This window comes from Giesbergeria giesbergeri (assembly GCF_054779375.1).
In genome coordinates, this window is record NZ_BAAGYJ010000004.1 from 133,471 (window position 1) to 147,654 (window position 14,184).

General features: G+C 59.0%; 14 protein-coding genes. 3 read left to right on the forward strand and 11 right to left on the reverse strand.

Annotation, left to right across the window (positions count from 1 at the left end; all coding sequences use genetic code 11):
* Window positions 1–2,166 (reverse strand): TonB-dependent receptor, encoded by a 2,166-nt coding sequence (locus ACYVB2_RS09530; protein WP_382432583.1) that lies wholly within the window; start codon window positions 2,164–2,166, stop codon window positions 1–3.
* A gap of 311 nt (window positions 2,167–2,477) precedes the next feature.
* Between ACYVB2_RS09530 and ACYVB2_RS09535 the strand changes: the two genes are divergently transcribed.
* Together ACYVB2_RS09535 and ACYVB2_RS09540 are read left to right on the forward strand one after the other, a co-directional pair.
* Window positions 2,478–2,789, forward strand: a complete 312-nt coding sequence (locus ACYVB2_RS09535) for a hypothetical protein (RefSeq protein ID WP_382432581.1) — start codon at window positions 2,478–2,480, stop codon at window positions 2,787–2,789.
* 5 nt (window positions 2,790–2,794) lie between these two features.
* A complete protein-coding gene (locus tag ACYVB2_RS09540) occupies window positions 2,795–3,016 on the forward strand; it encodes a hypothetical protein (protein ID WP_382432579.1) in 222 nt (73 codons plus the stop codon).
* Window positions 3,017–3,042: 26 nt separating this feature from the next.
* On the opposite strand, the gene ACYVB2_RS09545 is transcribed toward ACYVB2_RS09540, so the two are convergent.
* Genes ACYVB2_RS09545 through ACYVB2_RS09570 form a run of 6 tightly spaced genes read right to left on the reverse strand, consistent with a single transcriptional unit; the run spans window position 3,043 to window position 9,403 of the window.
* Window positions 3,043–3,687: a DsbA family protein gene (locus tag ACYVB2_RS09545; RefSeq protein ID WP_382432577.1), complete on the reverse strand. Its 645-nt coding sequence runs from the start codon at window positions 3,685–3,687 to the stop codon at window positions 3,043–3,045.
* The gene (locus ACYVB2_RS09550; RefSeq protein WP_382432575.1) at window positions 3,684–3,968 is read right to left on the reverse strand and encodes a DUF1289 domain-containing protein; all 285 of its coding nucleotides are present in this window, start codon (window positions 3,966–3,968) and stop codon (window positions 3,684–3,686) included. Before ACYVB2_RS09550 ends, ACYVB2_RS09545 begins: the two co-directional genes overlap by 4 nt.
* A gap of 55 nt (window positions 3,969–4,023) precedes the next feature.
* A complete protein-coding gene (locus tag ACYVB2_RS09555) occupies window positions 4,024–4,941 on the reverse strand; it encodes a hydroxymethylglutaryl-CoA lyase (protein WP_382432573.1) in 918 nt (305 codons plus the stop codon).
* Entirely contained in the window at window positions 4,938–6,959 is a 2,022-nt protein-coding gene (locus tag ACYVB2_RS09560) for an acetyl/propionyl/methylcrotonyl-CoA carboxylase subunit alpha (protein WP_460536398.1), read from the reverse strand. The genes ACYVB2_RS09555 and ACYVB2_RS09560 overlap by 4 nt, the downstream gene beginning before the upstream one ends.
* 41 nt (window positions 6,960–7,000) lie before the next feature.
* Entirely contained in the window at window positions 7,001–7,780 is a 780-nt protein-coding gene (locus tag ACYVB2_RS09565) for an enoyl-CoA hydratase/isomerase family protein (protein WP_382432569.1), read from the reverse strand.
* A gap of 15 nt (window positions 7,781–7,795) precedes the next feature.
* Entirely contained in the window at window positions 7,796–9,403 is a 1,608-nt protein-coding gene (locus ACYVB2_RS09570) for a carboxyl transferase domain-containing protein (protein ID WP_382432567.1), read from the reverse strand.
* A 117-nt stretch (window positions 9,404–9,520) separates the two neighbouring features.
* Between ACYVB2_RS09570 and ACYVB2_RS09575 the strand changes: the two genes are divergently transcribed.
* On the forward strand, window positions 9,521–10,585 hold the full coding sequence (locus tag ACYVB2_RS09575) for an AraC family transcriptional regulator (RefSeq protein WP_382432565.1): 1,065 nt from the start codon (window positions 9,521–9,523) through the stop codon (window positions 10,583–10,585).
* A 6-nt stretch (window positions 10,586–10,591) separates the two neighbouring features.
* Here ACYVB2_RS09575 and ACYVB2_RS09580 read toward each other — a convergent pair whose 3' ends face one another.
* The 4 genes from ACYVB2_RS09580 to ppk2 are packed head-to-tail and all read right to left on the reverse strand — an operon-like array spanning window position 10,592 to window position 14,137.
* Entirely contained in the window at window positions 10,592–11,806 is a 1,215-nt protein-coding gene (locus tag ACYVB2_RS09580; protein WP_382432563.1) for an HD-GYP domain-containing protein, read from the reverse strand.
* 19 nt (window positions 11,807–11,825) lie between these two features.
* Window positions 11,826–12,494 carry an HAD family hydrolase gene (locus ACYVB2_RS09585; RefSeq protein ID WP_382432796.1) on the reverse strand — a complete coding sequence of 223 codons (669 nt, stop codon included), beginning with the start codon at window positions 12,492–12,494 and terminating at the stop codon, window positions 11,826–11,828.
* Between the two features lie 30 nt (window positions 12,495–12,524).
* Window positions 12,525–12,935 (reverse strand): YchJ family protein, encoded by a 411-nt coding sequence (locus ACYVB2_RS09590; RefSeq protein ID WP_382432795.1) that lies wholly within the window; start codon window positions 12,933–12,935, stop codon window positions 12,525–12,527.
* An 11-nt stretch (window positions 12,936–12,946) separates the two neighbouring features.
* Complete coding sequence (ppk2, locus tag ACYVB2_RS09595) at window positions 12,947–14,137, reverse strand: polyphosphate kinase 2 (RefSeq protein WP_382432561.1); 1,191 nt, start codon at window positions 14,135–14,137, stop codon at window positions 12,947–12,949.
* Window positions 14,138–14,184: the final 47 nt, after the last annotated feature.

The window sequence follows — 14,184 nt, forward strand, 5'->3', positions numbered from 1 at the left end:
TCAGAAATCAACCGTGGCAGACACCGACACCGTGCGAGGTGCCCCCAAAGTAGCCATAGCGTAACTGTCGCTAAAGCTGCCAGACCAATAGCGCCGATCCAACAGGTTGTTGACGTTCAGACGCAGCACCGTTTTGCGTCCCTGCCAATCCATAGCGTAGCGCACCCCGGCATCCAATGTGGCCCAGCCAGGAATGCGCTGTTGGTTGGCCGCATCCAAATATTGGCCACTGGTGGCCGTCATGCGGCCACTGAGGGTCAGGCCTGGCACCGCAGATGCATCCCACTCTAGCCCCAGATTGGCCTGCCAGCGTGGTACGCCAATAGCGGTGTTGCCATCGTAGCGACCATAGGCCGTTTTTGTCTGCACACCTTGGTTATAGGATGCTCCCCCCAACAAACGCACATTGCGCACCAACGCACCCCAGGTGTTCCACTCTAGGCCACGCACCTGTTTTTCTCCATCATCGGTATAGGTGGGATGGTCACTGCTACCCAGGGCCACCATCGTGGGCTTGGTGATTTGAAACAAACCCAAGGTGTGGGCAAAACGGCCCGCATCCCATTTAACCCCAATTTCTTTTTGCTGGGTTTGGTAGGGTTCAAAGACAAAGTTTCTATTGGTGGCCTGTGCATCGCTGACGGTATCGCCCTTGCTTAAACCCTCGGTGTAGTTGGCGTACAGGGCGACCGTTGGCCCCCAAGGCTTGACCACCAGAGCCAAGGCTGGTGACACCGTACTTTTGTCGTATTGCGCCGTCACAGCCCCCGTGCTGGCATGGTAATTGTTAGTTTGGATGCGCTGGTGGCGCAGACCCCATGTCATGCGGATGCGGTCTTCCATGAACGAGAGCGTATCGATCAGCGCCAAACTCGACAGCGAGGTGTCACTGGTCTTGGGCGCTACACCGGGCGGCGCTGGCATGACCAGATTTTTTTCTGGCTGATAGATATTGGAAGTGGCCGTGGCCGAAACCGTGGCCGAGCCGCTTTTCTGCTCCAGACGGGTGGCGTGCAGGGTCAACTCATGGTCTACCGATGCAGTGCTAAAGCGCGCACGCAGGCCAGCTTCTAATGCCACGTTGTCTGTGAATGAGCGCGTGCCGTTGGTGGCCGCAGTGAAGTTGCCATTGGCTGCAATGTTGCGGGCATGGGTGCCGTTGATAAATCCGGTCTGCTCAAACCCCATCACCCCCACCCCAGCAAAAGCCGATAGGTGCCGGTTGAACGCATACTCTGCCCGGCCCATCACTGCTTTGCTTTCCAACGCACCACTGGCCCCAGGAAAGACCGTCTTGTGCGGATCTACCGCAGCAGGTATGGGGGTGGTGCTCTGAAACCAATACATAGCGGGTATGCCACCTGCAAAGGATTCATGGCTGTAATAGGCATCCAATGAGGCCGTCAATGCCTGACCACGGTAATCCCAAGCCCCAGACAGGAACTCGCGCTTTTTAGACTGACCATCGAGCTCCGTGTCTCCATCGCCCAAAGCGCCATTGATCCGGACACCCCATTCCTTGTTTTCGCCAAAGCGGCGCCCCAAGTCCAGCCCAGTCGTCCACTGCCCTGCCGATTGGTAGCCCAACGCAACCTGCGACAACGGATCATCGCCTGCCCGCTTGGGCACCAGATTGATCACTCCACCCACCCCACCCCCCGGAGGCATACCACTGAACAAGGCAGAGGGGCCCTTGAGCACTTCGACCCGTTCTATCGATTCCAGTGGTGCATGGCCCATAGGGGCCAAGCCAAACATGCCGTGGATAGCCAATTCTGACGAACTGACATCAAAGCCCCGAATACGATAGTTTTCGTAGGCATGCCCACTGGACGTGGTAAAGCGTACAGAAGCATCATTGACCATCACGTCCGCCAAATTGCGGGCCTGTTGATTGACAATCAACTCAGAGGTATAGCTGCTGATGCTGAAGGGCGTATCCCACACGCTCTGATTACCCAAAGCCCCCAGGCGCGCCCCTTGGGCCACTTGACCACCGGCATACGGTGCAGGGGTATCGGATGGGCGCTCAGCACTGGCTGAAACACGAACGGCAGGCAAGGTCAAGGCGTCTGCGGCTGCGCTGTGGGGGGCAGATTGAGACCAGCTCCATGAAGGAGCACTGAGGATGCTGACCGCAAGGGCAACAGGGGTCATTCGCAGCATGGTGTATTCCTATTCAGAGATGCACTGGCTGGCAAACGCTGGCTGTTGTGCTTGAGTTATGGGGTTGGCACGGGGGCATCTTGGGCACTCAGCGTGCCCCAAACTAAATTGTAATCAATAATCATTATCAATAAAAGATACCACAACCCAGCATGCAAGGCGCTGCACGCGGTCATCACCGCCAAATTAGCAAATGACAATTTGAACACAAACACCAATAGTATTAAACTAATTACAAATAAGAACTATTCTCAAATAGAATTGGGCTGCAATCACTGAATGACCTTCTTCCTACATACAGGAGCGATGCGATGGACTCACACCCCGCAGATCAAGAGTACGAGCTGTCTGGCGCAGAGGCCGTATTGGCTGCCACTTTGGCACTGATGACTGGCCACGCACAGAGTGCCTGTGCCAGCCAACAAACATGGATGGCACACAAGATTCGTACCCATCTGGATTTGCTGTGTCGGCATCCAGGACTGTCGCTGGAGTTGCGCCGCATGATCCATAGCCTGTACCACCATTGGCAAGTGCTGGCTGGGCCGAGCCATTCCTGCCCATCCAGCATCACGTGGTCACACACGCCATACCGTTACCCGATGGCTTCATGGATTCAATAAACCACATGGCTGATCCACTGCATTCCTCGGTTCATCCCCCGGTTGAAGATGTGGCCCTGATCGGCCCAGCAGGGCGCTTACAGCCACGGGTGGGCCCGTGGGCTAGCACCACCTACGGCAAGGTGGTGGCCCAAGAAACCGACATACTCCGATTGCGTGTTCAGTTGCTGCTGGCACGAACGGCTTCTTTATGGGGCGCATTGCCAAGTCTGACACGCAATACCTGAACCCTTGTTGGTTGGGATTGCCCCTGTCACTTGGCTGGTGCAGAAGGCAGGCCATTGGGCACCTGGGCCACTTGTTGCCAGTGGCTATCAAACCAAGTGTCGCCCTCTAGGTAGGCGCGCAGCATAGGCAGGCTGTCCAGCCCCCAAAAAATCTTGCCATCCACTTCAAAGGCCGGCACGCCAAACACCCCTCGATCGGCAGCCGCTTCGGTATTGGCCCAAAGCAAGTTCTTGGGATCATCACCGCCGGGTTGGTGCTGCTCGACCAAGGCCGGGCTGAGGGCTTCGAGTCGGGCGGGGTCTAAAGCATCGTGACCGCCTTGCCACACATGGCGCAACAACGTGCCCGCCGTAAAGCGGTTAATGCTGCCATCCATGCTGCAAGCCAGTGCCAAGCGCAACAATGGCAGGGGCGGGAAAGGATGGCGGGCGGGCATCTGCACTGGGATGCCCAAGCTGTGGCCCAACCAAGTGACGTGGCGATAAGTCCAATCGCGCTTGGACGGAATGCCCGCCGGGCCAGGATTGCCCTGTGCTTGCAAGAGTGCCCCCAGCAAGATGGGGCGGTACTCGACACTGTAGCTCAGCCCCTCCAGCACCTGTGGCAATTTTTCAAAGGCCAGCCAAGCATAGGGCGAGACGAAATCCAAGTAAAAAGTAATGTGCTTCATGGTTGCGCTGGCTGTGTAGTGGCAGTAGGGGGAAAGGCAAAGCCCGCACGCTGTGCCAGCCGGCTCCAGATACCTAGGCGTTCGGCGCTGTCGGCCCCAGCCCAAGCGCGGATTTCTGGGATCGTGCGGAAACAGCCTTCGCAATGGCTCTGATCAGCACTCATGCGGCACACGGCAATGCAGGGCGAGGGCACGCCCTCGTCACTGTCGGGAGCAAAATAACCCGCCTCGGCTAGCAATTGGGCACGGGCGGCAATAGGTGGGGAAGAGGTGGCTTCCATATTCTTTCTGGAAAAATGGCTGCCATCATCCCACTATTTGGTAGCTTTTTGCGCTCTATCCCGCTCGGCGATTCAGCAGCGCCACCGCCACGCGCGAATGCGACTTGCGCCCCAAAAATTCGCTGATATAGCTGCCAGCGTCAATCAGCTTGTCCAAGTCAATACCTGTGTCGATGCCCATGCCGTGCAGCATATAAACCACATCTTCGGTCGCCACGTTGCCCGTAGCCCCCTTGGCGTAAGGGCAGCCACCCAAACCAGCCACCGAGGATTGGAAGTTCCACACCCCCATTTCGAGCGCCGCCAGCGTATTGGACAGGGCTTGGCCGTAGGTGTCGTGGAAATGGCCCGAGATGTTGTCGATGCTGTAGTGGCGCAGGGTGGCCTCGATGGCCGCTTGCACCTTGCGCGGTGTCCCAGCACCAATGGTGTCGGCCACATCGACCCGTTGCACGCCGATTTGCTTGAGCAAGCCCGCCAGATAGCCCACGCGCTCGGGGGCAATCTCGCCCTCGTAGGGGCAACCCACGGTGCAACTCATGGCAGCGCGCACACCAATGCCCGCCGCCAAAGCGGCTTGCACGACCGGCGCAAAGCGTTCGATGCTTTCAGCAATGCTGCAATTGATGTTTTTCTGGCTAAAGGCTTCGCTGGCCGCGCCAAACACGACGATTTCGTTCGACTGCGAGGCCAGCGCCGCCTCGTAACCCTGCATATTGGGCGTGAGGACGGAATAACGCACCCCCGGTTGGCGCTGGATGCCCGCCATGACCTGCGCGTTGTCGGCCATTTGCGGCACCCATTTGGGGCTGACAAAGCTGGTGACTTCAATCTCTTGCAGGCCCGCGTCTTGCAGACGTTGCACCAAGCCGATTTTGACGTCGGCGGGCACGGGGGTTTTTTCGTTTTGCAGGCCATCGCGTGGCCCGACATCGATCAGCCGCACGCGGCTGGGGAGTTGGTTCAGGCTCATGCGGCGGCCTCGGCAACTTGCAGTTGCAACAGTTCTGCGCCTTCGCTCACTTGGTCGCCGGGTGCATAGAGCAGTTCTAGCACCACGCCATCGGCGGGGGCGGCAATGGTGTGTTCCATTTTCATGGCTTCCATCACGGCCAGAGGTTGGCCCTTGCTCACCTTGTCACCTGCTTGCACAGCAAACGAGACCACCTTGCCCGGCATCGGGGCCGTGAGGCGGCCACCTTCAGCCTGGGTTTCGCCCGCGTGCGCCAGCAGGTCGATTTCGACAATCTGTGTGGCCCCGCGTGCGGCAAACACTTGCAGGGTTTCGCCTTGGGCATACACGTTGACCAAGGCACGTTCTTCGGCAAATTGCAATTCAATCTGGCCGTTGCCCAGAGCTTGGAAGCTCAAAGCACCGCTGGCGGCACTGGCGCTGCTGCCTTGGCCGGGTTGCACCGCCAATTGCAGCGCCCCCCCCCCCAAATAGGTGAGTTGGGCGCTGGCTGGTGCGCCGCCAAACTCAAAAGCAAAGCTGCGCTGGGTGCGGCCATGCGAGCGCCAACCATCGCGGCGGCTAAACGGGTCTACGCCTTCCAAGGTTTGCTCGGCCAGCAGGGTTTGGGCCACGGCAGCGGCAGCGGCGAGCGGCAGGCCGACGGTTTCTTGACCAAACAGCACCGCGGCTTCGCGCGGGATCAAAGCCGTATCGAGTTGCGCTTGGGCAAAGGACGGGCTGCGGGCCACTAAGCGCAAAAACTGCACGTTGTTCGCCAGCCCAACGATATGGGTTTGGGCCAAGGCTTCATCCAGACGGGCCAAGGCTTGCTCGCGTGTGTCGCCATGCACGATGAGTTTGGCAATCATCGGGTCATAGAACGGGCTGATGGTGTCGCCTTCGCGCACGCCATCGTCAAAGCGCACCTCGCCCCGGCTAAAGCTGGTGCAAGCTGGCTTGCGGTACACGGCCAGCGTGCCGGTGGCGGGCAAGAATTGGTTTTCGGGGTTTTCGGCGCAAATACGCGCCTCAATGGCATGGCCGGTGATTTGCAATTGCTCTTGGCGCAGTGGCAGCGGCTCGCCGGCGGCCACGCGCAATTGCCATTCCACCAAATCTTGGCCGGTGATAGCTTCGGTCACGGGGTGCTCTACCTGCAAGCGGGTGTTCATCTCCATGAAGAAGAAGGCCATGCTGCCATCGGGGCGTTGCTCGACGATGAACTCGACCGTGCCAGCACCGACATAGTTCACTGCACGGGCTGCCGACACCGCAGCCAGCCCCATTTGGGCACGCATTTCGGCGCTCATGCCGGGGGCCGGGGCTTCTTCCAGCACCTTTTGGTGGCGGCGCTGCACCGAGCAATCGCGCTCAAACAGATAGACGTAGTTGCCCTGCGTGTCGCCAAACACTTGGATTTCAATGTGGCGGGGGCGCTGCACGTATTTTTCAATCAGCACGGCATCATCGCCAAAGCTGTTGATGGCTTCGCGCTGGCACGAGGCCAGGGCTGCGGCAAAGTCTTCGCTTTTCTCCACCACGCGCATCCCTTTGCCACCACCACCGGCACTGGCTTTGATCAGCGCCGGGTAGCCAATGCGGTCGGCTTCGGCTTGCAGCAGGACTGGGTCTTGGTTAGCACCGTGGTAGCCGGGCACCAAAGGCACGCCCGCTTTTTCCATCAGTTGCTTGGATTCGGCCTTCAGGCCCATCGCTTGGATGGCCGAGGCGGGCGGGCCAATGAAGACCAAACCGGCATTAGCGCAGGCTTGGGCAAATTCTTCGTTCTCGCTCAAGAAGCCGTAACCGGGGTGGATGGCCTGTGCGCCCGTGGCTTTGGCCGCTTCGATGATGCGTTCCCAGCGCAGGTAGCTTTCTTTGGGGGCGCTGCCACCAATATGCACGGCTTCGTCGCAAGCGGCGACATGCTTGGCATGGGCATCGGCATCGGAATACACGGCCACGGTTTTCACGCCCAAACGGTGGGCAGTGGCAGCCACGCGGCAGGCGATTTCACCGCGGTTGGCAATCAGGATTTTTTAAACATGGTAGTTCTTTCCAATGTTCTTTGAAGGGGTCAGGCCAACCAGCGGGGTTTGCGTTTTTGCAAGAAGGATTGCACGCCCTCTTTGCCTTCGCTGCTGGCGCGGATGTCGGCAATGCTTTCTACGGTGGCGGCAATCAGTTCAGTGTTGATGTCACGCTCGGCCACGTCTTGCAGCAGTTTTTTGCAGGCCCGCACGGCATTGGGGCTGGCTACGGTGATGGCCTTGGCCAATTCATCCACTTTGGCATCCAGTGCTTCTGCGGCTACCACAGCATGGACAAAACCGATACGCAGCGCCTCGGCCGCATCAAAACGCTCGGCGGTCAGGAAGTAGCGGTGCGCCGCGCGTGGCCCCATAGAGCGAATCACATAGGGGCTGATAGTGGCTGGAATCAGGCCGAGCTTGACTTCGCTCAGGCAAAAACCGGCACTGTCTACGCTCACCGCCATATCGCAGGCGGCTACCAAGCCCATGCCACCGGCATAGACATCGCCCTGCACGCGCGCAATGGTCGGTTTGGGGCATTCGTAAATCACACGCAGCATCTCGGCCAGCTTGCCTGCGTCTTGCAGGTTCTCGCCGCGTGTGTAGTCGGCCATACGGCGCATCCAATTGAGGTTGGCCCCGGCACAAAAGGCCGGGCCTTGCGCGGCCAACACCACCACGCGTACCTCGTCGCGGCTACCCACCTCGGCAAAGGCGGCGGTGATGTCGGCAATCACCTCATCGCTGAAGGCGTTGCGCACTTCGGGCTGGGTCAGGGTGATGGTGGCACGGGGGCCGTCGTAGGTGATAGAGAGGGCGCTCATATTCAATCCCCTCTATCACATACGGAAGATGCCAAACTTGGTGTCTTCTATCGGCGCGTTGCGCGTGGCCGATAGGCCCAGCGCCAGCACGCGGCGGGTGTCGGCGGGGTCAATCACGCCATCGTCCCACAGGCGGGCGCTGGCATAGTAGGGGTGGCCTTGGTCTTCGTATTGGCGGCGAATCGGGGCTTTGAAGGCTTCTTCTTCTTCCATGCTCCACGTGCCGCCCTTGGCTTCGATGCCATCGCGCTTAACGGTCGCCAGCACGCCTGCGGCCTGTTCGCCCCCCATGACGGAAATACGCGCATTGGGCCACATCCACAAAAAGCGTGGGCTGTAAGCGCGGCCACACATGCCGTAGTTGCCCGCACCAAAGCTGCCACCGATGATGATGGTGAACTTGGGCACGCTGGCCGTGGCTACCGCCGTCACCATCTTGGCACCATTGCGCGCGATGCCCTCGTTTTCGTACTTGCGCCCCACCATAAAGCCGGTGATGTTTTGCAAGAACACTAGCGGAATTTTGCGCTGACAGCACAGCTCGATAAAGTGCGCCCCCTTGAGGGCCGACTCAGAAAACAAGATGCCATTGTTGGCAATGATGCCCACTTGCATACCTTCAATGCGGGCAAAGCCCGTGACCAAGGTAGTGCCGTAGCGGGCTTTGAACTCGTCAAACTCGCTGCCATCGACAATGCGGGCGATGATTTCGCGCACATCAAACGGCTTGCGCGTATCGGCAGGAATCACGCCATACAACTCTTCAGCCTGAAACAAAGGCGGCACCGGGGCGGTATCGGCTGGGTTGGGGGTTTTGCTACGGTTGAGGTTGCGTACCGCATTGCGGGCCAAGGCCAGTGCGTGCATATCGTTTTGTGCCAGATGGTCGGCCACCCCCGATAGGCGGGTATGCACATCGCCACCGCCCAAGTCTTCGGCACTGACCACTTCGCCCGTGGCTGCTTTCACCAACGGTGGGCCACCCAAAAAGATGGTGCCTTGGTTTTTCACGATGATGGATTCATCGCTCATGGCGGGCACATAAGCACCACCGGCGGTACAACTGCCCATGACCACGGCAATCTGCGCGATGCCATCGGCACTCATGGTGGCTTGGTTGTAGAAGATGCGGCCAAAGTGGTCGCGGTCGGGGAACACCTCGTCTTGGTTGGGCAAATTAGCACCACCCGAATCGACCAGATAAATACAGGGCAGGCGGTTTTGTGCGGCCACTTCTTGCGCCCGCAGGTGCTTTTTCACGGTGATGGGGTAGTAGGTGCCGCCCTTCACGGTGGCATCGTTGCAGACAATCATGCAATCAATGCCGCTGACGCGCCCAATACCGGCAATCACGCCAGCGCCAGGGGCATCGTTGTTGTACATGTTCAGCGCGGCCAACGGAGCCAGCTCTAAGAAGGGTGTGCCGGGGTCGAGCAGCATTTGCACGCGCTCACGCGGCAGCAGCTTGCCACGGGCGGTGTGTTTGGCGCGGGCCGCTTCGCCGCCACCGGCAAAAATTTTGGTGATTTGCGCGTTCAGGTCGGCCACCAGCGCACGCATGGCGTTGGCATTGGTCTGGAAGTCGGCCGAGCGGGCGTTGAGTTGACTCTGCAAAACGGGCATGGAGGTCTTTCCGGGGGCAAAAAGGGAACGATGTAGCGGTCAAGAATACGTCTTCTGGCGGTGTAGCGGGTGCCAGCAGGGTTGCAAATTGCGCCATACTGGGCCACACTGGTATCCGTGAATACCCTGATCTGTACTGCTTCTGCTGTGGCCTCGCCACTGTCTTTATCCAGCGGGCCGGCTGCTACGCCCATAGCCTTTGTCCAGGCCATTGTGCATGCCCTGGAACGCGCCCAAATCGACCCAACGCCCTTGTTGCAACAGGCACAAATTGCGCCAGCCCAACTGGAAAACCCTCAGTCCCGCATTACCGCTTGGCAGTTTGAACGCCTCTCAGATTTGGCTATGCGCACGCTCGATGATGAAGCCTTGGGCTGGTTTGAGCGCCGCCTGCCTTGGGGCAGCTATGGCATGTTGGTGCGTGCCTCCATCAGTTCGCCCACCTTGGGGGTAGCCTTGCGGCGTTGGTGTCGCCACCATAACTTACTGACCGAGGCCATCGCGCTCCAGCTAGAGACCCGTGATGGCATGGCAACATTGTCCTTAACCGAACGGCAGCACTTGGGCCTGCTGCGCGAGTTCTGTTTAGTTTCGGTGCTGCGCAATGCCCACGGCGTGGCCTGTTGGTTGATTGATTCGCGCATTCCGTTGCAGGGAGCGCAGTTTCCGTTTGCCGCTCCACCACACCAAGATGTTTACCCGCTGCTGTTTCCGGGGCCAGTGCAATGGGGCAGCAACCCGGCTTTACTGCGCTTTGATGCCCGTTACCTGAACTTGCCTTTAGCCCGCGACGAAGCCGCCTTGCGCCAAATGCTGCAACGCGCCCTACCACTGACGGTGCTGCAATACCGCCGCGACCGGCTGTTGGTGCAACGGGTGCGCCAAGTGCTAGCGGCAGACCCCGGTGCCAGCCACAGCGCCGAGGCACTGGCGTTGCGCTTGCACCTGTCACCGCGCACCTTGCACCGCCAACTCAAGGAAGAGGGTGCCTCCTTGCAGGCGTTGAAAGACGAGGTGCGCCGCGAGCGGGCCATCAGCCTGTTGCACCGCACCGAGCGCCCCATCAAGCAAGTAGCGCACGATACCGGCTTTACCAACGATAAGAGTTTTATCCGGGCTTTTCGGGGCTGGACGGGGCAATCCCCCGCCGAGTTTCGGCGCAATGCGCGCCAAGGGGCATAAAGGGAATCAGGCGTGGGCTGCGCTCATCGCCTCGTCCAAATGGCTTTCGAGCACATCCAAAATCTGCCCCTCTATACGACCTTCGGTTTGCAGGGTACGCATAAAGACCATCGCTTCTGGCCCCGTCAGTCCAGCCCGATAAGGGCGGTCTTGCACCATCGCTTGGAAAATATCGGCCACACGCAAAATACGGGCTTCTAAGGGCAGCACCTGGGCATCGACGTGGAACGGGTAGCCACTGCCCCCAGGCTCTTCGTGGTGATAAGCCGCCCACAACGCCACCTCTTCAAAGCCCAGAATGCTGCGCAAAATCTGGAAGGTCTCAAAGCTGTGGGTGTGAATAACTTGGCGTTCGTAGGCATCTAAAGCGCCTGGCTTTTCTAGGATTTCGTCAGGCACCCGCAGTTTTCCCAAATCATGCAACAGACCAGCCACTTCGATCTTGTCACATTGCTCTGCACTCACCCCCATGCACTGCGCCAACAAGCGCGATAGCCGGGCCACACCGTGGGAATGGCGCGCAGTAAAGGGACTTTTGGCATCCACAATACGGGCAAACAAATCTGCCACCTGGCGAATCTCGGGGCCATGCGCTGGAATGGGCTGGGCATGGGCCAATTGCTGTTGCAAGCATTGGTCTACTGCTCTGGGTTCAAGCCGCAACCAAAAAGCCTCTGTGTGCGAAATCTCCATAAAGGCCCGCACCAACTCCGGCGCAAAATGGCTGTCTACCCGCCGGGCAATTTCAGCACGAATGCCATCGGCATGGAACAACACCGCATGGCTGGCATAGTAAGGAGCCGCCAGAGTATCTACCCGATCCGTCAGGTACACCAGGTTGGCTTGCAGTGCAATCTCTGGTGCCAGCGCCAAGGTCTGCAACTTGGCCCACAGCGTGTGGTGGTAGCGGATGGGCAAGGCCATCTTGGCCAGTGGCACAAAATCTACCAACAGATCATGCCCCAAAATAGCATGTTCTTGGGAGCCTACCCAGTCAAACTCGGCCACCAAATGCTGGTGTGTACGGGTAGAGGAGACGCCAATATCGTGCAACATGCCCAACTCGAACATAAAGTCGCATACTGCAGGCTCCCAGCCCAGCACTTCAGCACAGGCCGAAGCCATAACACCCACCCGCTTACCGTGGGCAACGTCATCGACACCCACCAAGTCCAGCGCATCAGACAGGGCGTAGATGATATGGTGTAACTCAGCTTCCAAGGGCAGACTCGCTCAAGGCTCAATCACCCAACAGGGCAGGCAAATCAGCCAGTTTGGTCAGCACATCTACAGCACCAGCAGCCCGCAAGGCCACGGCACTGCTATGACCCTGTGTAGAGGGGGGGCTGTAACCAATCACGGTGGCACCTGCCGCCACGCCTGCCGTGACCCCAGTCACGGTGTCTTCAACCACCAGACAGCGTGAGGCTGGCACCTGTAGCGCAGCAGCGGCGGCCAGATAGACGTCAGGAGCCGGTTTGGTGGCAGTCATTTCGTGGCCGCTGAAGATACGCCCCTCAAAATACTGCGTCAACCCCACCTGGGCCAATTGCATCTCTACCTTGAAGCGGTCGGCCCCCGAGGCACAGGCAATGCGCCCTTGCAGCAAGGCGTGTACCGCCTGCACAGCAGCCACAGCCCCAGCCATCGGCTTGAGCTGTGCCTTGAGCTTGACGTTACGGCGCTCATAAAAAGCCGCCATCCATTCATCGGTGAGCGGGCGACCCGTGTGGGCCTGGATGCGCGCAGCCTCGCTGCGCACTGTCTTGCCCAGAAAGATGCGCATGCACTCCTGCGGACTCAGCACCCAGCCAGCTTCATTGAGCATCTGGCATAGCACGCTGTTGGTGATAGGTTCGCTGTCTACCAGCACCCCATCGCAATCAAACAAAACGGCCTCAAATGTCATGGCACCCAATTCAAGATTCAAAGACAGGATTCAGTACTGATCGCCATCCACGTAATACCAACGCCCCGCTTCACGCACAAAACGGCTGCGCTCATGCAAACGCACGGCCCGCCCAGCCACGCGATAGCGGGCCACAAACTCCACCTCGGCATGATTGGCATCCACACCGTGGTGCCCACGCACCTCCAACCCCAACCAACGGGCCTGTGGTTCCAACTCCAGGGTGCTTGGGCGTTGGCTGCTGTGCCAAGTGGCGAGCAAGTAATCCACGCGCCCCAGCACAAAAGCACTGTAGCGCGAACGCATCAACGCTTCGGCGTCTGGAGCGGGTACGGTATCTGCGTACTCAATGTAACGGCCACAGCAGTCGGCATAAGCCAGTGGCCGCTTTCCTGCGGACTGTCGTCCGCAAGGGCATGGCCGCACCACCGTAGCACCCAGACGTTCACGGGTCACAACAACGAGCCAGGCTGCTCACCACGCTCATAGACAACGTGGGCGCGGCCCACAATCAGTGGGTCGAGCTTGCCAATGGTGTCTAGGTCTTTGTTGGCGTAAGGCAACTTGTGCAATACGTAGCGCATCGCGTTGAGGCGAGCGCGCTTTTTGCAATCGCTCTTGACCACTGTCCAAGGCGAATCGGCGGTATCTGTGCCAAAGAACATCGCCTCTTTGGCGCGGGTGTAATCATCCCATTTGTCCAGACTGGCCAAGTCGATAGGGCTGAGCTTCCATTGTTTGAGTGGATGCACTTCGCGCTCCTTGAAGCGGCGGCGCTGCTCAGCTTGGCTGACAGAAAACCAAAATTTGACCAGATGGATGCCACTGCGCACCAAGGTGCGCTCAAACTCGGGCACTTGGCGCATAAATTCTTGGTACTCTGCCTCTGAGCAAAAGCCCATGACATGCTCGACGCCAGCACGGTTGTACCAGCTGCGGTCAAACAGCACGATCTCTCCGGCAGTAGGCAGGTGCTGAATGTATCGCTGAAAATACCACTGGCCGCGCTCAACCTCGCTGGGCTTTTCTAGGGCCACCACATGGGCACCACGCGGGTTCAGGTGCTCCATAAACCGCTTGATGGCACCGCCCTTGCCCGCAGCATCACGGCCTTCAAACAAAATGACCACCCGCTGGCCGGTTTCTTTCACCCAAGCCTGCAATTTCAGCAGCTCTACCTGCAATTGGTATTTTTGCGCCTCGTAGGTAGAACGGCGCATCAGGTTTTTGTAAGGGTAACCACCCTCACGCCAGTCAGAGGCTAATTGCTCATCGGGGTGCCCCTTGACAATACCCGTGGCGCTGGTGCCCAGCAACATCTGGCGCAGTACGGCCAAATCGTCTGCCGAGGCTCCCTCCAGCGTGGCACGCAAGGCGGCTGCACGCTGTTTGCTGGGCAGCTCATCGTTGTGCAGCAGGCCAGAAAGAACGGCCATTTGTTTATCCTGCGCCGCCAACGTAGCCTCTTGTGGCACATGGTGCGCTACGGCAACAGCATTCAGAACGGGCGCAGTGTCGCCACTGCTGGCCCGACGAGAACGGGTGCTGGCAGCCACTTTGGCAACAGGTTTGCGGGAAGGGGCATCCACGCCAGCAGCGGCGGGATGATCGGCAGAAGGCTGGGGGGTGGTTTTTTGGCTCATGGCTGCATTTTGGCACCAGAAAATGGCCAATCGTTATACCGTGATGC